The sequence below is a fragment of the Neobacillus sp. PVCKKU3 genome (assembly GCF_058323225.1).
In genome coordinates this window covers 23,642-44,372 of sequence record NZ_JBLVQN010000005.1, presented here as the reverse complement: position 1 = coordinate 44,372, position 20,731 = coordinate 23,642, and the positions used below count along the sequence as shown (strand labels likewise).

At 41.7% G+C, this 20,731-nt stretch carries 19 protein-coding genes, 1 riboswitch and 1 other annotated feature; of the genes, 4 read left to right on the top strand and 15 right to left on the bottom strand.

The window, feature by feature from the left end; translation table 11 throughout:
* Positions 1 to 19: 19 nt before the first annotated feature.
* From leuS to ACNQGS_RS04870, 7 genes are all read right to left on the bottom strand, one after another.
* Positions 20 to 2,437 (bottom strand): leucine--tRNA ligase, encoded by a 2,418-nt coding sequence (gene leuS / locus ACNQGS_RS04900; protein ID WP_491486373.1) that lies wholly within the window; start codon positions 2,435 to 2,437, stop codon positions 20 to 22.
* 41 nt (positions 2,438 to 2,478) lie between these two features.
* Positions 2,479 to 2,699: a binding site (T-box leader), on the bottom strand.
* Positions 2,700 to 2,840: 141 nt separating this feature from the next.
* Positions 2,841 to 4,028 (bottom strand): MDR family MFS transporter, encoded by a 1,188-nt coding sequence (locus ACNQGS_RS04895; RefSeq protein WP_491486372.1) that lies wholly within the window; start codon positions 4,026 to 4,028, stop codon positions 2,841 to 2,843.
* 437 nt (positions 4,029 to 4,465) lie between these two features.
* Positions 4,466 to 5,917, bottom strand: coding sequence for an ammonia-forming cytochrome c nitrite reductase subunit c552 (locus tag ACNQGS_RS04890; RefSeq protein WP_491486371.1), 1,452 nt, complete (start codon positions 5,915 to 5,917; stop codon positions 4,466 to 4,468).
* Positions 5,918 to 5,920: 3 nt separating this feature from the next.
* Positions 5,921 to 6,433: a cytochrome c3 family protein gene (locus tag ACNQGS_RS04885; RefSeq protein WP_213144550.1), complete on the bottom strand. Its 513-nt coding sequence runs from the start codon at positions 6,431 to 6,433 to the stop codon at positions 5,921 to 5,923.
* Positions 6,434 to 6,502: 69 nt separating this feature from the next.
* On the bottom strand, positions 6,503 to 7,306 hold the full coding sequence (locus tag ACNQGS_RS04880; RefSeq protein ID WP_491486370.1) for a hypothetical protein: 804 nt from the start codon (positions 7,304 to 7,306) through the stop codon (positions 6,503 to 6,505).
* Positions 7,307 to 7,635: 329 nt separating this feature from the next.
* Positions 7,636 to 7,806 (bottom strand): glycogen biosynthesis protein GlgD, encoded by a 171-nt coding sequence (locus ACNQGS_RS04875; protein ID WP_491486369.1) that lies wholly within the window; start codon positions 7,804 to 7,806, stop codon positions 7,636 to 7,638.
* Positions 7,803 to 8,084 (bottom strand): YtzC family protein, encoded by a 282-nt coding sequence (locus ACNQGS_RS04870; RefSeq protein WP_491486368.1) that lies wholly within the window; start codon positions 8,082 to 8,084, stop codon positions 7,803 to 7,805. The genes ACNQGS_RS04875 and ACNQGS_RS04870 overlap by 4 nt, the downstream gene beginning before the upstream one ends.
* Before the next feature lie 200 nt (positions 8,085 to 8,284).
* On the opposite strand from ACNQGS_RS04870, the gene mnmL reads away from it, so the two are divergent.
* Positions 8,285 to 9,247: a tRNA modification radical SAM protein MnmL/YtqA gene (mnmL, locus tag ACNQGS_RS04865; protein WP_491486367.1), complete on the top strand. Its 963-nt coding sequence runs from the start codon at positions 8,285 to 8,287 to the stop codon at positions 9,245 to 9,247.
* A complete protein-coding gene (gene mnmM / locus ACNQGS_RS04860) occupies positions 9,244 to 9,816 on the top strand; it encodes a tRNA 5-(aminomethyl)-2-thiouridylate-methyltransferase MnmM (RefSeq protein ID WP_491486366.1) in 573 nt (190 codons plus the stop codon). Before mnmL ends, mnmM begins: the two co-directional genes overlap by 4 nt.
* A 32-nt stretch (positions 9,817 to 9,848) precedes the next feature.
* Here mnmM and ACNQGS_RS04855 read toward each other — a convergent pair whose 3' ends face one another.
* Both ACNQGS_RS04855 and ACNQGS_RS04850 read right to left on the bottom strand, forming a co-directional pair.
* Positions 9,849 to 10,934: a tetraprenyl-beta-curcumene synthase family protein gene (locus ACNQGS_RS04855; protein ID WP_491486365.1), complete on the bottom strand. Its 1,086-nt coding sequence runs from the start codon at positions 10,932 to 10,934 to the stop codon at positions 9,849 to 9,851.
* A gap of 17 nt (positions 10,935 to 10,951) precedes the next feature.
* Positions 10,952 to 11,755 (bottom strand): alpha/beta hydrolase, encoded by an 804-nt coding sequence (locus ACNQGS_RS04850; protein ID WP_464491296.1) that lies wholly within the window; start codon positions 11,753 to 11,755, stop codon positions 10,952 to 10,954.
* A 153-nt stretch (positions 11,756 to 11,908) separates the two neighbouring features.
* On the opposite strand from ACNQGS_RS04850, the gene ACNQGS_RS04845 reads away from it, so the two are divergent.
* Positions 11,909 to 12,433, top strand: coding sequence for a gamma carbonic anhydrase (locus ACNQGS_RS04845; RefSeq protein WP_491486364.1), 525 nt, complete (start codon positions 11,909 to 11,911; stop codon positions 12,431 to 12,433).
* A 24-nt stretch (positions 12,434 to 12,457) separates the two neighbouring features.
* Here the strand turns inward: ACNQGS_RS04845 and asnB are convergent, their stop codons facing one another.
* Both asnB and metK read right to left on the bottom strand, forming a co-directional pair.
* Positions 12,458 to 14,356 carry an asparagine synthase (glutamine-hydrolyzing) gene (gene asnB, locus ACNQGS_RS04840; protein ID WP_491486363.1) on the bottom strand — a complete coding sequence of 633 codons (1,899 nt, stop codon included), beginning with the start codon at positions 14,354 to 14,356 and terminating at the stop codon, positions 12,458 to 12,460.
* Between the two features lie 232 nt (positions 14,357 to 14,588).
* Positions 14,589 to 15,791, bottom strand: coding sequence for a methionine adenosyltransferase (gene metK, locus ACNQGS_RS04835; protein WP_491486362.1), 1,203 nt, complete (start codon positions 15,789 to 15,791; stop codon positions 14,589 to 14,591).
* A gap of 264 nt (positions 15,792 to 16,055) precedes the next feature.
* A riboswitch (SAM riboswitch) is annotated at positions 16,056 to 16,189 on the bottom strand.
* Between the two features lie 263 nt (positions 16,190 to 16,452).
* On the opposite strand from metK, the gene pckA reads away from it, so the two are divergent.
* Positions 16,453 to 18,039, top strand: a complete 1,587-nt coding sequence (pckA, locus tag ACNQGS_RS04830; protein ID WP_491486361.1) for a phosphoenolpyruvate carboxykinase (ATP) — start codon at positions 16,453 to 16,455, stop codon at positions 18,037 to 18,039.
* A 48-nt stretch (positions 18,040 to 18,087) separates the two neighbouring features.
* Here the strand turns inward: pckA and ACNQGS_RS04825 are convergent, their stop codons facing one another.
* The 4 genes from ACNQGS_RS04825 to ACNQGS_RS04810 form a co-directional block, all read right to left on the bottom strand.
* A complete protein-coding gene (locus tag ACNQGS_RS04825; RefSeq protein ID WP_491486360.1) occupies positions 18,088 to 19,038 on the bottom strand; it encodes a hypothetical protein in 951 nt (316 codons plus the stop codon).
* On the bottom strand, positions 19,019 to 19,543 hold the full coding sequence (locus tag ACNQGS_RS04820; RefSeq protein WP_491486359.1) for an RNA polymerase sigma factor: 525 nt from the start codon (positions 19,541 to 19,543) through the stop codon (positions 19,019 to 19,021). The genes ACNQGS_RS04825 and ACNQGS_RS04820 overlap by 20 nt, the downstream gene beginning before the upstream one ends.
* A gap of 97 nt (positions 19,544 to 19,640) precedes the next feature.
* Entirely contained in the window at positions 19,641 to 19,883 is a 243-nt protein-coding gene (locus tag ACNQGS_RS04815) for a DUF2584 domain-containing protein (protein WP_213144537.1), read from the bottom strand.
* Between the two features lie 41 nt (positions 19,884 to 19,924).
* Positions 19,925 to 20,713 (bottom strand): alpha/beta hydrolase family protein, encoded by a 789-nt coding sequence (locus ACNQGS_RS04810; protein WP_491486358.1) that lies wholly within the window; start codon positions 20,711 to 20,713, stop codon positions 19,925 to 19,927.
* Positions 20,714 to 20,731 lie beyond the last annotated feature (18 nt).

Genomic DNA, 20,731 nt, shown 5'->3' with positions numbered 1-20,731 from the left:
AAGGACAGCCCCTATAATATTAGTTAGCTACAATGTTTACAAGTTTTCCTGGAACAGTGATCACTTTGCGAACAGTTTTCCCTTCGATTTGTTCCTTAACCCGGTCATCATCCATTGCAATTCCTTCAAGTGCTTCTTTACTTGCATCAGTCGGAACCAATAGCTTCGCTTTTACTTTGCCGTTGACTTGAATCACGATTTCAACTTCGTTATCCACTAGCTTTGCTTCATCATATGCAGGCCAAGCTTCATAGGAAATTGTATCATTATGCCCTAGTTTTTCCCAAAGTTCCTCAGCAATATGCGGTGCCACTGGTGAAAGAAGCTTAACAAAGCCTTCGATGAAATGCTTTGGAAGAACAGTTGCTTTATAAGCTTCATTAATGAATACCATCATCTGAGAAATGGCAGTGTTGAAGCGCATTCCTTCGTAATCCTCAGTTACTTTCTTTACAGTTTGATGGTAGGCTTTTTCCAGATTGGAAGCTTCTTCGTTCGGCTGAATTTTTGGATTCAATTCACCGTTTTCCTCCACCAGCAAACGCCAGATACGGTCGAGGAAGCGGCGGGATCCATCTAAGCCGTTTGTGGACCAAGCGATTGAAGCATCAAGCGGTCCCATAAACATTTCGTATAGGCGCAGCGTATCGGCACCGTGGGTATTGACGATGTCGTCTGGATTGACGACGTTGCCTTTTGATTTACTCATTTTCTCATTGTTTTCACCAAGAATCATTCCTTGGTTAAACAGCTTTTGGAATGGTTCCTTGGTAGACACAACGCCGATATCATACAAGAATTTATGCCAGAAACGTGAATATAACAAATGAAGCACGGCATGCTCGGCACCGCCAACATAAATATCAACTGGAAGCCATTGCTTTAATTTTTCCGGTGAAGCTAAAGCTTCCTTATTGTTCGGATCAATATAGCGCAAGAAGTACCAGCAGCTTCCTGCCCACTGCGGCATCGTGTTGGTTTCACGGCGGCCCTTTTTGCCTGTAACAGGGTCAACCACATTTACCCAATCCTTAATATTGGCTAGCGGTGATTCACCTGTCCCGGACGGTCTGATTTCGGTTGTTTTTGGCAGCATTAATGGAAGCTCTTCTTCCGGTACGGCTGTCATGGTGCCGTCTTCCCATTGAATAATTGGAATCGGTTCACCCCAATAACGCTGGCGGCTAAACAGCCAGTCGCGGAGACGGAAGGTTACCTTCTTCGTACCAATACCCTTTTCCTCAAGCCAGGAAATCATTTTTTTAATTGCATCTACTTTGTTTAGACCATTTAAGAAATCGGAATTGACGTGTTCGCCATCGCCGGTATAAGCTTCTTTCTCTACATCGCCGCCGGCAACAACTTCCTTAATCGGCAGTTCAAATTTTCTCGCAAATTCATAGTCGCGCTCATCGTGTGCCGGAACGGCCATAATTGCTCCAGTACCATAGCTGACTAATACATAGTCGGCAATCCAGATTGGCATTTTCTCGCCGTTAGTAGGATTGATGGCGTAGGCGCCCGTGAATACCCCTGTTTTTTCCTTTGCAAGGTCGGTACGCTCGAGGTCACTCTTTGATTTTACTTTATCTAAATAAGAGTCAACCGCCTCCCGCTGCTCCGCTGTTGTAATTTTATCCACCAAAGCATGCTCTGGAGCAAGCACAGCATAAGTGGCACCAAATAGTGTATCAGGGCGGGTCGTAAATACCGTGAAGGTTTCATTGTGACCATCGATTTGGAAGGTCACTTCCGCACCCTCGGAACGGCCAATCCAGTTCCGCTGCATTTCCTTCAAGCTTTCCGGCCAGTCCAGTTCTTCTAGATCTTCAAGTAGACGGTCGGCATAAGCTGTAATTTTTAAAATCCACTGTCTCATTGGACGGCGTTCAACCGGATGGCCTCCGCGTTCACTTTTTCCATCAATGACTTCTTCGTTGGCTAAAACCGTTCCAAGCGCTGGACACCAGTTGACCGGTACTTCATCAACATAGGCGAGACCTTTTTCCCATAGCTTCAAGAAAATCCATTGTGTCCATTTGTAGTACTCAGGGTCAGTCGTATTGACTTCGCGATCCCAGTCATAGGAAAAACCAAGAGATTTAATTTGTCTGCGGAATGTGTCAATGTTTTTCGCAGTAAATTCAGCAGGGTCATTGCCTGTATCTAGAGCGTATTGTTCAGCTGGCAGCCCGAATGCATCCCAGCCCATTGGGTGAAGGACATTATAGCCCTGCATCCGTTTCATCCGTGAAAGGATATCCGTTGCAGTATAACCTTCCGGATGCCCCACATGCAGTCCGGCCCCTGACGGATATGGGAACATATCTAAAGCGTAGAATTTCCGTTTGCCCGGATCTTCGCTTGTTTTAAATGTTTTTTCTTCTTCCCATTTCTTTTGCCACTTCTTTTCGATTTGTTGATGATCGAAACTCATATCTGTAATCCTCCTTAAAAAATAAAAAACCTCTCATCCCCAACAGGGACGAGAGGACTGTATGTATCTTCCCGCGGTACCACCCACATTAGTGCAATGCACTCGCTTCATTAATCCTTAACGCGGAAAACGGCAAACATTACTTTTCATTCATGCCTGCAACTCCTAGGCGAGTTCATGACCCTCCCGGTTGACTTGCACCAGCCGTCAACTCTCTAAATACGGGACTTAAATCACTACTACTCCTACTCACTGTTATTAAAATATAAATATAACGTAATTGTATTAAATTTTCTAACAGTATGCAAGTAAACTTGAGCCTATTTTCATGGTTGACAGGGATACTTGATTTTAAACATCAAAACCACAGTCAATCAGCTGTGGTTTTGGTTGCGGAAAGTATTTATAACGCTTTTGCCGTTACCTGCTCTTGCGTTTTCAAATGACGGTCATATATTAGCGTGGTAATAATCGCGATGATAAATAATCCGATTAAGATTGTGAATAAAGCAGACATGCTGTACAAATCAACAATGACGCCGCCAAGGAGCGGTCCAATCATTCTTCCGCCGGTTGCTGTACTGTTAACAATTCCTTGATAAAATCCTTCGCGGCCCTTAGGAGCAAGGGCAAAGGCTAAGGTTGGCACCGCCGGCCAAACGAACATTTCCCCAATTGTTAAAATAATCATTGCGGCTAGGAAGCCGGTAAAAGCCCCCGCATTTCCAGCAACTATAAATGAAATGATAAAGATGGCGATTCCAATCAGAATTTGCACCTTAAGGGAAGCACTAAGATGTTTTAAAATACCATTTAAAACAGGCTGCCCCAATACGATTAATGCCCCATTTATCGTCCATAACAAGCTATATTGTGTGAGGGTGATGTTGATTTCCTGCGTATAGGAAGCAATTGTTGTAGTCCACTGGACATACGCAACCCAGCATAGTAAATATCCCGTACTAATAATAAGTAAAGCTTGCAGGTTGGCTTTGCTTTTTATGGTTGGAGCAGTTTTGGTGTTTGTTTCACGCTTAGCTGAGTCAATCACAATTCCTTTATATCCGAAAACTGCGATAAATAAAAAGATCACATACATGATGGTATTAGCTAGGAAGATTAGTTGGAAGGAATAGTCGGCAACAATGCCGCCTAAAGCAGTACCAACAGCGACCCCGAGGTTTTGTGCAACATAGAGGGCATTAAAGGATTTCCGGCCGCCTTCTCGCCAAACCGATCCTGCCATGGCATACATCGAAGGAAAAATAATACCTGTTCCAAAACCAACAATAGTTAAAAAGACAACGTAGGATGGCCAGCTATGCCAGATGGTTAATCCAACCAAGGCTAGAAGTGAAATTCCAATTCCCAGCAGAATCGATTTATAACCGCCTAGTTTATCATATAAATTTCCGCCAAACAGATTTCCGATTACGGTGGCTCCTGCATTTAACATCAGGACGATTCCGGCAACCGAAAGGGACTTACCTAGATAATCGTGAATATAAATCGTATTTAAAGGCCATAAAAAAGAAGAGCCTATTACATTCACTGCCATCCCAATGATTAAAAGCCATAAGGCACGTGGCATGAAAAACGCTCCTTTGATAAAAAATATTTCGATATCCATGGTATTTTAGCCCTTTTTTAGTAGAAGCGCAATCCTTTTTGATTACCATTTTTCGCGAAGGAAATTTTCAAAAAATAGAGACAGTGGTTCCTCATCTTTATCCGCCAAGATTGAAGATTTATCCGCCGAATTCCAAGTAGTATCCGCTAAACTCATTGACCGATCCGCCGAACCTGACAAATATCCGCCAAAACACTAATTCTCACTTAACTCCCCATCAAAAAAGCCACAAAAATTGACACAGTGTCACAGGTTTGTCACTATATACGTATAGGAAAACACTGTCCCTATAAAAGAAACAGTGTTTTCAATGGATTAATCTCCTCATTCAGGCTCTTTCCAATAGGTTCCTATTCCTTCTTGGCCGGACGAATAGAAAACCTGATAACGGAAAGGGTCTATTTTTTTGGCGTTGCCGGTACTACAGGTGCCTGCGCCGGGAAGTAGCTGTTTACAGCTTGATCCTTCTTCTTCTCATTTACCTTCTCATCAGCAACAGCCTTTTTCACTTTTTCAATTTCTGCATTTACCTCATCCAAATTGACACCCTTTTTGATAAGCTCTTCGGTGGCAACGCGAATCGCTTTATTGGACGCTTCAATAGAAATGCGCAATGAATCCATTGAGCCTTGCGGATTGTGGAAGCCTGACGAGTTTTCCGCGGCGATGATATCCCAGTACCATTGACCTTTACGAACATATTCTTGTGCTTCCTTAATTTTTTCTTGGCCCACACCTGATGTAATCATCTTATTTATATAATAATGGGCAGTTGTAGAAATATCCTGTGCTTCGTGTAGAGCACTAACGTTAGCTTCCTGAATTTCATAGACGCGGTCTTTTAGCTTATCCAAATCACGGTCACCATGGCATTGGCCGCAGGAAGTCTGCATCGTTTTAAGCGGTGATGTCCACCAGTGGGACGAAATCTTTCTTTTTCCATCGACACGTTCATATGGCATATGGCAGTCGGCACAGGATACACTGGCTTTGCCATGTGGACCCGATGCATTAGTTTCAAATTCAGGGTGCTGGGCTTTTAGCATCGGCGTACCGGAAATGCTGCTAACCCAGTCTTTTTCAAAGCCATTTTGTTTAGCAATAGTGTTATAGTATTCATACATATCTTCCGGCTTAAAGCCGTTGTTCCAAGGGAAAATAACTTCACTGTTGCTGGCTGCAAAATGGTACTCTACGTGACACTGGCCGCACACATAGCTGCGCATTTCATTTTTCGTTGGCTTCGACGTATCAATTCCTTGTGCATTTAAAGCTTTATAGAAACTCGGACGGGTGACGCGTAAATCCATCGTTTTTGGGTCATGACAGTCGGAGCAGCCGATTGGCGAGTGCCCCATCGCTTCCCCTTTAGGCCAGATAGCCTGGTTAAAATTAGCGCCCCAATAGCTGTCGCCCATTTCTTTAATCATCCCCGGCACAGCGGTTGATTTACAGGTATAACAAGAACCTACTGATTTATCGGTAATACGTTTAACATTGCGAATATCCTCTAACGCATAGACGTGGCCTCTGTCTTCATTGTATTCGGTCGCGAATCCGTAACCGTTAAAAAGGATTGGAAGTAATGGTTCTTTATCCGGATCATATTTGCTCCGTTTGACAGAGCCATTGTATTTGGTATCTTCCATTTTCTTATTTTTCATATAACTGTTGTATTGTAGCGGAAATAAGTCCTTGAAAGCTTCATTACTTATTTCATTTTCTGAAAGGCCTGTTGTTTTCTGTCCAGCGGCATTTGCCGTTTTTTCGCCGGAATCTTTGCTGCATCCGGTGACAATCAGTACAAACGCCAGGACGAGAAGATATGCCCCATATCTCAACCTGTTCATTTCTTAAAATCCTCCCTTATTTTCTAATAGCTCTCCTGATTTTGGCGGCTTATTAAAATGGTCATCTTTAAAGCCTTTGCCATGCGGTACGGTTTTGTGGCATGAAATACAGCTGTCTTTCGCATCATGCGAGACATTGGTCAGTGTACTCTGATGGCAGGAGATGCAGTTTTCATTCATGATATTTTTTGTACGATCTGTCGCATGAATGACATCCGGAATATCCTCTGTTCCCAGCGTGTTGAAGTAAATATGCGTCATCCCCGCGCGCGCTTTAAAAAATAACTTTCCAGTTTCACTTTCATGAGGCAAATGACAATCGTTACACTGTAATTCAGCGTGCGTAGAGTCCATGAATGAGGCATACTGCGATTTCATGGTATGACAGTTTTGGCAAAAACCCGGGGAATCCAAGTAGGCCATTGTTTTCACCGTAGAAAAGGACAAGAAAACACCCACAAGGAGAGCCAATACGATTAAAAACCGTTTGTCGATTTTTAAAAGCTTTTTAAACATTTTCTTCACCTCCCATACTCCTTTTTTCTCTCTTTTTTTATAAATTAAAGTACGTAGTACCTTAATCATTTAATTAGGAAACCTTATTCTTTTTCGAATGAGAACGGTCAATGCTGCTGCCGACAACAGGCTGATACCGCCGAATGCCCCTAGCGCAAGATTATTAGAAGTCTTTTCTTCCATCCTTCCATCGGTTTTCGATAATTCCATGACCGATTTCGTTTCGCTGCGTTCATATTGTAGGTTAAAGCTTTTTTCATCTCCAGCCTTCACATCCTGAAAGTGATAAGCAAATGTTTCTTCTCCATCAGCATGACTCTGTTCCTTTGGCGCTGGGGTCAGTTTCATCTTTTTTGCTTTAGACGGTTTTGTAAAATTCACATTCACCAGCCCAATATCAACAAAGCTTTTAAAGCGATAGGATAAAAATTTCTTATCATTATTTACATTTAAACTATTGGTATAAAATTCAATCACAAACTTATAGCGTTCATGCGGACCAATTTCCTGGCTTGTTGTCCAGGAAATGGTTCCTCTTTCACGGTTAATCCTGTATTCCATTTCATACACCTGCTTTAAATCTGCTGAGTAATCTGCAACATATCCGATTCGGAAGCCTCTCTCATTCATTGGAAGAGGAATTTCAATTTGTCCAATTTGAGCCTGGTCAGAATCGTTAACCATTGTTCCATGATAGCCAATTAACAACGGTGGATAGTCTTTCTCCTCGTCATTTGGATGGAACGCAAACTCCGGCATGACCTGAATGGTTAATTCCTCTAAACTAAAAATATTTTGCTCCTCTTCGGCATAGAAAATGGAGGGGCTTACAATAATGAAAAGTATCCCAATGATTAGCATAATTTTTTTCATTAACTTGAACTCCTTAAAAATGGATAAAATGTGAATTGATTCACAAAACAACTGAAATAAGAGGCTAGACTAAAAGATTTGCCTAACTGGGAATGGAGGTATTACATGGAAGATTTGTTTTCCTACCCTATTTAAACCATTTGTGAGCTGGCTTCATCCGTGACGGAAATCACACTGAAATATAGAGTTATTTCTAAAATGTGAACATAAATTGTCTCTATTCTCATGATGTTTCTAGGGTAAAATTGATTTTGCAATAATGTTTTTTTATTTTTCCAGAAAAAAATCTCTCAACAATACGTTGAGAGATTTTGACAAATTTATGAAGATTAATTATATTCCTGGTGAAATTTCGATTTTACAGGCTGACCGCCAGTTTGTTCATACTTCTTTTTAGCTTGTTTAATGATGTCTGCATCTTGTCCAAACTCAATGTCCTGATTGTTAATTCCGTTTCGCGTTTTTTGTTCTGGGTTTTGCTGTTTTGAACGTTTTTTCAAAACTGTTCTCCTCCTCGGGTCCCTTGTAAAATCAAACTATTTTGCAGCTGCTGAACCTGCAGTCTCATTCTGTGCAGCTGTTCCCGCTGCTGCCCATTTGCGCTATGAGCCATCGTACAGATATCCTGATACGTCTGCTCAAGATTTTGCAGCGCCGTCGTATAATCATTATCATTGTAATGTTCCTGAAGACTGCTTTGCTTATACTGCTGCTCGGCGTAGCGAAGACAATCCTCCACCTGCTGTGTTAGGTTTTCCATTGAATCGCGAGTAGCCATGTAAGAACCCCCTTCTTGATATGGCGCGACTTAAAATCACTAATTGAAGCGCACTGCTTCATTTCTTATTTTGTTCCTCAATCTTTTTCCTATTACACGATTGAATTGATAAATCCTGGCAGTGATAAATACAGTTGGATAAGCATTATCTTCATGATAAAATTTACTTTATGCTAAAAAATATAAAGGAGTTTTCCTGAATGCTTCAGACAAAACCTTTTCTATATGCAACTGATGATAAGCTCTACCATACATGGAACTATCACCTGCGCCAGCAATTTGGGCACAAGGTATTTAAAGTAGCCTTAGACGGCGGCTTTGACTGCCCGAATCGTGACGGTACCGTTGCCCACGGCGGCTGTACGTTTTGCAGCGCCGCAGGTTCAGGCGATTTTGCCGGAAACCGGGTCGAAAGCTTGGAGAAACAATTCAACGATATAAAGACAAAAATGCACACGAAATGGAAAGACGGCAAATATATGGCCTACTTCCAAGCATTCACCAACACCCATGCTCCTGTCGAGGTTCTTCGTGAAAAATACGAAACGGTTCTTAAGCAGGAAGGAGTGGTAGGTTTGTCGATTGCAACACGGCCTGACTGCCTTCCAGATGATGTTGTGGAATACTTGGCCGAACTAAATGAAAGAACTTATCTGTGGGTTGAGCTTGGCTTGCAGACTGTTCATGAACGAACCGCTGGGCTCATCAATCGTGCCCATGATTTTCAGTGTTATGTCAATGGTGTGGCCAAATTAAGAAAGCATGGTATTAGAATTTGCACCCATATTATTAACGGACTCCCGCTTGAAACCTATGACATGATGATGGAAACTGCGCGAGAGGTCGCAAAGTTGGATGTGCAGGGCATTAAAATCCACCTTCTACATCTGTTAAAAGGAACGCCAATGGTAAAGCAATACGAAAAAGGAATGCTCGAGTTTTTATCAAAGGAAGACTATGTAAACTTAGTATGCGACCAATTGGAAATTTTACCGCCGGAAATGATTGTTCACCGAATTACCGGTGACGGACCGATTGATTTAATGGTTGGACCGATGTGGAGCGTTAATAAGTGGGAAGTTTTAAACAGTATTGATGCAGAATTAAAAAGAAGGGAAAGCTGGCAAGGTAAGTTTTTTCAAGAGGAGTTTGTTGACCGATGAAAATGGAAAGAATTCTTCCGTATGCCAGAGAACTACTTCAAAAATCAGTTAGCGAAGGTGATATAGTTGTGGATGCGACATTAGGGAATGGGCATGATACTGTATTTCTCGCTGACCTGGTTGGGGAAAGTGGCCATGTTTTCGGTTTCGATGTTCAGGAACAGGCAGTGCAGGCTGCTCAAGAACGATTAAAAAAGCAAGGGCTGTCAGAAAGGGCCACTCTTTTTCACGCCGGTCATGAAAAATCCGCCGAGCTTATTCCAGCGGCTTATCACAGTAAGATTACGGGTGCTGTTTTTAACCTTGGCTACTTGCCTGGCAGCGACAAAATGATTGTCACTCGGCCCGAAACAACCGTCACCGCGATTGAACAATTGCTTGAACTGATGGCTCCTGAAGGAATCATTGTTCTTGTTATTTACCATGGCCATGAAGGAGGCGCGATTGAGCGCGATGCCCTTTTGGAATACTGCCGCAGCCTGGACCAAAATATAGCCCATGTCCTGCAACATCAATTCATCAATCAAAAAAACAATCCGCCATTTATTGTGGCGATTGAAAAAAAATAGCAAAAACCAGGCGGGTGCCTGGTTTTTTATTATTACATTTTCAAAAGCAGCCGAGTCACAAATGATGGCATCGCTTTTTGCAAAGAACGGTACATTAGTCCATTAAAATAAAAGAAATAGCTGATCCAGCCCCCTGCCTTGATGACTTTTTTGGCAAGTTTCCTGACATCCCTCTGCTTACGGACCTTCGAGTCGGATAAATAGATGCCAAGCAAGCCGCGATTAATAAGCTGATGAAATCCTTTGTGAGGAAGAAACTCGGTATGCCTGTCCGCTTCCACGACAAAATGCTTTAAGCGATTAAATAGGGTTTCCTGGTTTTCGTAATAAAAGCAGAAATTTAGGTCGCCTCCGGCCATATCCTCCTCTTGGTCAATAAAATAATCCAAAAGAATATGCAGGCCTTGTATGTAAGGGAAATAGCCATTACGGATATTTTCAGCATCGCTGGCTGTAAAATCATCCCGCATCGCGTAAGACACTAGACAAAATATTCCCAATGTCGAACCCGAGCAGGCTGAGAACTCGTACCATTCCATTTTCGGCAAGTGGTTTTGATGGCGTTGAAACCAATTTTCAAGCCTGGGCACCCGTTCTTCCTTTTTTACATGCTTGTGAATTTGCAAATCACAATAGTATTCGCAAAGTTCAAGCAGAAATTCTTTTATAAATTCATAATGTTTCAATTCCCTTAAAACACTGCGGCATGTCTCTGACAAATCATTTAAATAACCGCCGTCATCCTGATCCTCGCGAAGACGGTAATAGTTTTTCCGATCCGCATGTAATACTAGGGCATCCGACATCGATTCATGAAGAGCCGCAAAATCATTTGGATCAAGTGATGTGCTCCGGTCACAAAGATTGTCCAAGTAATCGCTAATTGTTTGGTAGGCGACAATAAACTTGACCGCTTTTTTATAGTGCTCCTGAGCAGTCAATGCCATTATGGCACCGCCTTCACAATGAAATGTCTTATGCTCGATGCTGGCAAGTGCCTGCTTCCTGAGTTCCGGATTAGGAATTTTTTCAGCGCGATTTTTCCAATACGCCAATTCTTGATGGACAGTCGGAATGATTTTGCGATAAACCCTCGACATAAGGGTGATTGGCTTCATGGAAAAGTCCCCCCATTCTATACGATATACCCGATGGCTTTTAACTGGCTGTAAACAAAATCCTTAGCATATTCAAATACTTCTTCCCGTTCAGGTTCATTAAAAATTTCGTGGTAACATTTAGGCCATTCTTTAAATCTTTTTTCCGATAATGGCGCATGATTAAACCATTCTTTCACGCTGCCTTTATTCACAATTTTGTCATCCCCGCCCTGCATTACCAGCATAGGGACATCACGTGTTTTTCCGAGGTTAAGGAAAGCTTGTTTAATAGCATCCGCAAGTTCACGATACCATCTTACCGAAACCTTTGTCACGTAAAGAGTATCATTCGAATCAGCTTCCCTGACATCCTCATTCCTCGTTGCCATTTGTACTGTCAGCCCTGAATTCATTCTAAAGGACGGAAAAACCACATTTAAGGCATAGGAAAGAAAGTTTAACAATTTGGATGGCGGCTTGATCAAGCCTAAACATGGAGAGGACAAAATCACGCCAGCAATGTTTACTCTTTCTTCTTGAAGGAGTCGAATAGTAATCAATCCGCCCATACTATGGCCCAGCAAAAAAACAGGCAATTCATATCGATAAGCTGCTTGAACCCAATCCTTTACTTCAAATATGTATTCATCAAAGGAATCGATATGTCCGCGGCGCGATCGCGTTGTCATTCCCTGCCCGGGAAGGTCGGCCATAATGACATGAAAGCCGGACGTGCGCCACATCTCAATCAGCCATCCGTAGCGGCGATGGTGCTCCATGGCGCCGTGAACCATGACAATAACAGCCTTCGCTTCCCCTTCTGCTTCCCACTTCCACATAACTGATCCCCCTAAAACGTTATCATTTTTTGTATTTTACCATATAGGAAAGACTAATAAGAATCTAAATGAATTTTTTAATTGCGATATTTTTTGTCATTCCTTGGCTTGATTCGTTAAAATAGAATTATCATTCAAAAAGGAGCGAGCATGATGATTTACCCTTTTAAAGATAAATACCCTGTTATTTCCGACACTGCCTATATAGCAGATTATGTAACCATTACAGGAGATGTTGAAATCGGCGATGAATCCAGCGTCTGGTTTAATTCCGTTATCAGAGGCGATGTAGCGCCGACAAGAATCGGTAACAAAGTAAACATCCAGGACAATTCCGTCCTGCATCAAAGCCCAAATAACCCACTTATTTTAGAGGATGAAGTGACCGTTGGCCATCAGGTCATATTACATAGCTGCATCATCCGAAAAGGAGCACTTATTGGAATGGGATCGATTATTTTGGACCAGGCGGAAATTGGCGAAGGTGCCTTTATTGGTGCTGGCAGTCTTGTTCCGCAAGGCAAAAAAATCCCTCCTAATACATTAGCATTTGGAAGACCAGCTAAAGTTATTAGAGAAATCACTACTGAAGACATTAAGGAAATGGAAAGAATCACAAGAGAATATGCAGAAAAAGGGCAATTCTATAAATCCCTACAAAAAGGCACCCAATCTTAACGATGGGTGCCTTTACTTTTCCATTTATCTACTCGCTAATACTATATCTTTTTTATACTCGCTTTGAAAGGAGTACACTCCTTCAACATACACCTGATGCCAAACCATAAACATAAGAACAGTCCAAATCTTTCGGCTGTTGTCAGCTTTATCCTGACAATGGTCATCAAGAAGCTTTAACAGGTACGTCTTATTGATTAAATGGTCTGTCTGGCTTTCACGAATGATATTTTTTGCCCAATCATTCATCTCCGCCTTTAGCCAGTGGCGGATAGGAACAGGGAAGCCAAGCTTCTTCCGGTTTAGAACATGATCAGGAACGACCCCTTCGGCGGCCTTACGCAAAACGTACTTAGTAGTGCCGTTAGCTGTTTTCAAGCTAGTTGGGATTTTCGAGGCCACTTCAAATACTGCCTTATCTAAGAACGGCACGCGCAGTTCCAATGAATGAGCCATCGTCATTTTATCAGCCTTTAGTAAAATATCACCGCGCATCCAAGTATGGATATCGATATATTGCATCCGGTCAACCGGATCATAGCCTCTTGATTCCTCATAAAGAGGTTTGGTGATATCGGTATAGTTCAAGCCTTCACGATAGACACTCAAAAGCTCACGTTTTTCCGCTTCGTCGAACATCTTGGCATTACCAATGTAGCGCTGCTCCATCGGTGTTACCCCGCGTTCAATAAAGCTCTTTCCTTTCATCCCTTCCGGAAGCATATCGGCAATTCCTTTTAGAAGGACCTTTCCGACTCTAGGAATTTTATTAAAAATCTCCAAATCGCCAGGTTCGCGGTAAATATTATAGCCGCCAAACAATTCATCAGCGCCTTCGCCTGAAAGAACAACCGTAACATGCTTTCTCGCTTCACGGGCGACAAAATATAATGGAACACAGGCTGGGTCGGCAAGCGGGTCATCCATATGCCAAATAATTTTCGGAACTTCTTTCATATATTCCTCAGGCGTAATGATATAGCTGATGTTTTCTACGCCAAGCTTTTCAGCTGTTTCCTTGGCAACATCAATTTCGCTGAAGCCATTGTGCTCAAATCCGACGGAAAACGTTTTAATAGCCGGATGGAATTGCTTTGCAATCGAGGCAATGATGGAAGAGTCAATCCCACCTGATAAGAATGAACCAACCGGAACATCACTGCGCATATGCTTTTCAACCGAATCAAACAGAATATCACGGATTTCCTTTACGAAGTCATCTTCCGATTTTAGTACTGGGTGAAAATGTGCCTTCCAGTAGCGGTTCATTTCCATCTTCGAGCCGATTTTTTTTGTAAAATAATGGCCTGGTTCAAGCTTTTTAATTCCTTCAGATAGGGTATCAGGTTCTGGAACAAACTGATAGGTTAGATAATGCTGCAAGGAATCATAATCCAGCACATCATTTTTAAGAGCCAGCAAAATGCTCTTTTTCTCAGAAGCAAAGAAGGTTCTGTCACCATCCTCCATATAAAAGAATGGTTTAATTCCAAACGGATCTCGAGCCCCATAAAGTGTTTGTTCCTGCTTATCCCAGATAACAAAAGCAAACATCCCGCGCAAGCGTTCAACTGCTTTTTCCTTTAGATGGCTGTAGAGAGCAATGATAACCTCTGTATCAGAGCTTGTGGAAAAAGTTAGTCCTTCTTTGAGCAACTCTTCACGAAGCTCGACATAGTTATAAATTTCACCGTTAAAAATAATCCAGTATCTTTCGTTTTCATACGTTAGCGGCTGGTGCCCGGATTCAATATCAATGATACTTAACCGGCGGAAACCAAATTGAATATGATCATCATCATAATAACCATCATCATCTGGTCCACGATGGGTTATAATATCGTTCATATTTTTAAAAAGCTGCTTTTCTTCGTCACGATAATTTTGCGTTTTGTCATGTACACAACCGATAAAACCGCACATTATGTACCTCACCTACTCTATTTCAAAATATCCTTTTGTAAAAACATACTCTCTAATACTACCACTTTTTTTTCAAAAATGGCACTGTGAACAAAAGGAAAATCATGTATCATCATTTTTCACTTCAATAGTCCTACTTAAACATTTTATTCCAATTTTTAAAACACTGAACAAGAAAATAGACGTTTAATGAAAAATGGGAGTTACACCTTAATGCAACTCCCACTCCATATTATTTTCCTTCTGCCTGCTCACGTAATGCATCTGCCTTATCAGTGCGTTCCCAAGGAAGATCAACATCCGTACGGCCAAAATGTCCGTAAGCTGCTGTTTGCTTATAAATGGGGCGGCGTAAATCCAGCATTTTAATGATTCCTGCAGGGCGCAGGTCGAAGTTTTTACTTACTAAGTCAACCAATACCTGTTCGCTGACTTTGCCTGTGCCAAAAGTATCGATGGAAATCGATACCGGTCTTGCTACACCAATCGCATAGGCAAGCTGGACTTCACATTTTTCAGCTAAACCTGCTGCGACAATATTTTTAGCAACATAACGTGCAGCATAAGCGGCAGAACGGTCAACCTTTGTCGGGTCCTTACCGGAAAAAGCGCCGCCGCCGTGACGGGCATAGCCTCCGTAAGTATCCACGATAATTTTACGGCCAGTCAGTCCTGCATCCCCCTGCGGTCCGCCGATTACGAAGCGGCCGGTTGGGTTTATAAAATATTTTGTATTTTCATCGATTAATTCTTTTGGTACAACCGGATTAATAACATGTTCCTTAACATTGCGCTGGATTTGCTCTAGTCCAATTTCCGGATGGTGCTGGGTGGAAATAACAATTGTATCAATCCGAACCGGTTTGTTGTTCTCATCGTATTCGACCGTTACTTGTGTTTTTCCGTCCGGACGAAGGTATGGAAGGATATCCTCTTTACGAACCTCCGTCAACCGGCGGGCAAGCTTATGGGCTAAAGATATCGGAAGAGGCATCAGCTCTTTCGTTTCGTTACAGGCGAAGCCGAACATTAAACCTTGGTCACCTGCACCAATTGCTTCAATTTCTTTATCTGACATTTGACCTTCACGAGCTTCAAGTGCTTGATTGACACCCATAGCAATGTCAGGAGACTGTTCATCAATAGAGGTTAACACCGCACATGTTTCCGAATCAAAGCCATATTTCGCACGAACATAGCCAATTTCTTTGATCGTCTCACGAACAATTTTTGGGATATCTACATATGTAGAGGTAGTGATTTCGCCGGCAACTAGAACTAAGCCGGTCGTTACTGATGTTTCAGCAGCTACGCGGGCATTTGCATCCTTTGCTAGAATGGCGTCTAAAATAGAATCAGAAATCTGGTCACAAATCTTATCAGGATGACCTTCAGTTACTGATTCAGAAGTGAACAAATGGCGTTTTAGTGACATCTGAATTCCTCCTATAATAATGAAATAATGAGGCTCACTTTTCAAAGGTTAACACCCTTTCCAAATAACCTCCATTTTGATACGGAACTCATCCCTAATAGTATGAAATAAACATCAGGTTTTTATGAAATACTACCGAAAAAACCCAACCGAGATTCTTTAGAAGATTAGTAAAGCGATTCAAACAGCACGTGTGTTTGCCAAATAGACAAAAAAACCTTTCCATGAGGAAAGGTTGAATGCAAACATTTTGCGTGCCTTTCACTCTTATCGTTCAAGGACTAGCCTTGCATCAGGTTGAGCACCTTTGCCCGAAAAACGACTAAAAATAGACATTTTCCTAGTTGCAGGTTGCTGGGTTTCATAGGGCCTGTCCCTCCACCAGCTCGGGATAAGAGAGTATCCGTTCAAGGTTAAATCATACCCCAGATTCTTAAAGTATGTCAATGTATTTTTTAGCAACATTAACCAAAATATACAATGGAGTATGATACAAAATATGCTTAAACTGTTTTTTTCATGACTTTTTAATCACCTTTAGAATAAGGTATAAAATACAGCATAATTTCGCTAATTAGTATAGACTATTATTTTAATTGTGTTATACTATTCAATATTAATATATCAAATTAAAAAAACCATAAAAAGGAAGGTTCATTAAATGAATTCTGTTCATATCCCAAATGAATTAAAGGAATTACTTAATGAAAGTAATGTCCAAGTCCAATTATCTGTGCCGCAGCTAGTTGAAAAAATCCTCAGCAGAAAAGAAGGGACACTCACTTCCACCGGAGCGGTTCGTGTTTCAACAGGAAAATATACTGGGCGGTCTCCAGAAGACAAATTCACTGTTTTGGAGGAGTCAACCAAAGATAAAATTGCCTGGGGTTCTTTAAATCAGCCAATCTCACAAGAGACTTTCGATCATCTTTATAATAAGGTATTAGAATACTTAAAACAGCAAGAAGAAGTATATGTATTTAAAGGCTTTGCTGGTGCTGATAAGAAATCACAACTGCCGATTCAAGTCATAAATGAATTTGCTTGGCATAATCTTTTTGCCCACCAGTTGTTCATTCGGCCTTCGGAAGATGAACTTCTGACTCATGAAGCTGAATTTACAGTAATTTCTGCCCCTAATTTCAAAGCAAACCCGGCAGTCGACGGTACGAATTCTGAAACCTTCATTATTATATCATTTGAACGCCGCGTAGTTCTAATTGGAGGAACTGAATATGCGGGGGAAATGAAAAAATCAATTTTCTCTGTCATGAACTATTTACTGCCTGAAAACAATATTTTCTCTATGCACTGTTCAGCGAATGTCGGCATTGAAGGGGATGTAGCATTATTCTTCGGTTTATCCGGAACTGGAAAAACAACTCTTTCCGCAGACCCTAATCGCCGTCTAATCGGCGATGATGAGCACGGCTGGTCATCAAATGGCGTCTTTAATATTGAAGGCGGCTGCTATGCAAAATGTATTAATCTATCCCGTGAAAAAGAACCGCAAATCTTTGATGCCATCCGTTTCGGGACCGTTCTTGAAAATGTTGTGATTAACCAGGAATCGAGAATTCCGGATTACGATGATGGAACATTAACAGAAAACACTCGGGCCGCATATCCAATGGAGGCCATTGATAATATTGTCCAGCCTAGCATTGCCGGGCACCCGAATACCATTGTGTTTTTAACTGCAGATGCATTTGGTGTTCTTCCGCCAATCGCTAAATTAACAAGGGAACAAGCCATGTACCATTTCTTAAGCGGATTTACATCAAAGCTTGCTGGAACAGAGCGTGGCATTACTTCACCGCAGGCAACCTTCTCAACCTGTTTTGGTGCACCATTCCTGCCGCTGCCGGCTACACGCTATGCCGAAATGCTAGGAGAAAAAATACTTGAGCATAACGTTAATGTGTTTTTGGTTAATACAGGCTGGACTGGCGGAGAATACGGCGTCGGCAATCGTATGAAACTCTCATATACAAGAGCAATGGTGCAGGCAGCTCTTGAAGGAGAACTAAATCACGTAGAAACTGTTAAGGATACATTCTTTGGCCTAAATATCCCGCTCCATATTGCTGGGGTCCCTGATGAAGTGCTTCAGCCGATTAAAACATGGGCGGATCCTAATGCTTATGAAAAAAAGGCAAAAGAATTGGCAGAGCAATTCCGTGAGAACTTTAAGAAATTCGCTAACGTTGCCGTCGAGATTGAAGAAAAAGGCGGACCAATCGCATAAATGCCTAAGGAAAAAGAGGCTGTACCGTAATTCGGTCAGCCTCTTTCTTTATTTTCCATCAGTTGGTTTCCTCACTTCAACAGCCTGTGATTGTTGGAGAACAGTAAATCGATATTTGCCGCTCTTTTTAATTGTAAACCCGCCGCCATAATCAGTAATATGCTTTCCATCAGTGGTTGTATAGTCTGCAGCCTTCTTAAAAGTAAATGTCGTTGCCTCGGCAGTTTCTAGTTGAAATATCTCCAATTCTATTTCGTCAGGAAGATCGGTGCCTTCGACTTCGATAACCTCGTGTTCATAAAAGCCGGCATAAAGGTCCTCCGCAGAAATCATTAGTGTCGATTTCCCAATTGAGATATATGGCTCCTTTACATATATGGAAAATTCACCGACCTGCTTGCCGCCAACTGTGAATTGTAGATTCCAAACTCCTGGAAAGGGAAATGGTTCAAAGCTTGTTACAGCATGGGCATCCGTATCGTACATTCCTCCAGATAATGGAGTTTCAGCAAGGTGCTCTTCCACTCCTGTTTTAACGTGGACCGCATCGACCTTGAGAGATTTCGAATAATCATAGTTTCCCCATAAAAAAATCATCATCTTAGCAACGGTGCCTTTATCTTTTGCAATCCAGTCCTGAGGTGCAAGTAAACTCACCTTGTTCGGAATTCCAAAATTACTGTCCACATAAATTGCTTCTCCCTTTTCATCCTTTAATGCAAAATATTCACCCTCTTGGGCTTTGGTAAAAACGGAACTACCGCTGCGGGGATGCTTTTCCTCTGCTGTATTCGTAAAATAGAAAATCGGGGCAATAAGAGCAAGAATGAACAATGCTGCCACAGCCCCCAGTCTTTGGATGTTAAACGGCTTTCTTGGCTTAACTGTGCCTGCTTCACTAATCCTTTTTAACATGTCCGTTCTCTGTTTTGTAGAAAGCTCATGTTTCGGAAAATCCGCCATCATTTCCAGCAGCTCTTTATCCGATAAATTGCTCAAAATATTCACCCTCCTTTAATTGCTCATTTAGTTTTTTCATGGCCCGAAAAAAGGTAACATTCACTTTATTTTCCGACCAGCCAAGAATGTGGCCAGTTTCCTGTGAAGAAAGCTCGGCAATGCCCTTAAGCAAAATTACATCCCGATAATTTGGCTTTAATTCGTTAATCGCTTCATATAATCGGGCATACTCCTGCTTTTTTAAGATTTTCTCTTCTGTTTGAAGTTCTTTTTGATCAGGTGATTCTTGATTTAATCGTTCCTTCAGCTTTTGCCATACTGATTTTTTTCGATATAAATCAATGGCTGTATTTCTTGCAATGGAAATAAGCCAGGTTTTGGGACTTGCTTCATTTTTAAACCGGGAAAAGGCTTGAAGTGCACGGAGAAAAGTTTCCTGTACCAAATCCTCAACATCTGTCGTTCCGGTATAGTAAACAAGAAAATTGGTAACGTCCTTCTCATATTGAATAAACCATTTCTCTATTTGCTGAATCCCTTCCAACCTTAGCCCCCCTCTCTATTTGTTAATCTATATATAAGACGCTATTGTTTGGCAAATCTTACACTTTTCCAAAAGAAAAAGCAGGTGTTAACACCTGCTAGTTCGTTGAGTTTAAGGATATTAATTGATATGTTAGTGTTGTACGGCTGTTTTCCCATTCAACTTTTTTTATTAAAGCTGTACCATTTGAGTTTGTGTCCAGTGTTTTTCTGACATCCACAGGGATTTCAATCGGGTATAATCTGTATCCTTCTTTCACAAGTACAAACAGATTTTCTCCAATCCTTTTTTCATTCCCTTTTGTGACGATTAATGTATTTAATTCAAGAGGCATACCCATCACATATCCGCTCCTCTGCTATTTATATCTTTATATTACCATTATTTGTTTTGCATTTTCATCCACTTCGTCAAATCTTCCACTACTTTTCGGTTAATTGCTGGCGGAAAATAATGTGTGAAATGATCAAAATACCAGCGTTCGACTGGCTTGTCCAGACTTCGCAGCCTTCTTTCAAGACGATAGGCGTGTTCGACAGATACATTTTGGTCGTTTACTCCGTGAATAATCAGGACGGGGGCAGCCAGCCTTTCAAGCTGGAATAAAGGTGTTCTTTCTTGATATCGGTCCGGGAATTTCTCCGGTGTCCCGCCGATAACCCGTTTCATCATCCTTCGTAAATCCTTCCGCTCATAGTAGGTCAAGCTCATGTCACTGACACCGCCCCAGGTGACTAAGGAAGATGCATCTGGGAATTCAATTCCCGTCAAAAGCGCCATTACTCCACCGCGGGAAAAACCAAAGATATGTATTTGTTTCACTTTGGGCAATGATTTTAACAATAGATAGGCGGAGTAAGCATCTTCCCGGTCCTCCCCAGCAAAATCTTCATTCCCCTCCCCACCTTGGTTTCCACGATAGTAAGGAGCGAAAACGATAAAACCTTCCTGAGCAAACTGGGCAATCCGCGCCGGCCTCACCTTTCCGACACTTTTGATTCCTCCCCGCAAATAAAGAAATCCGTCATGTACCTGTTGATTTATCGGTTCTGCCAGCATCCCCTTCACGCTTAATCCATTTGAAAGATAGGTAATCTCCTTCAAATCAACGTTTGGATTTGGGGATGGAAACCGCTTCATTTCAATAATCTTTCCGTTAAATTCGTTCATTTGTATCTAATCCTTTTA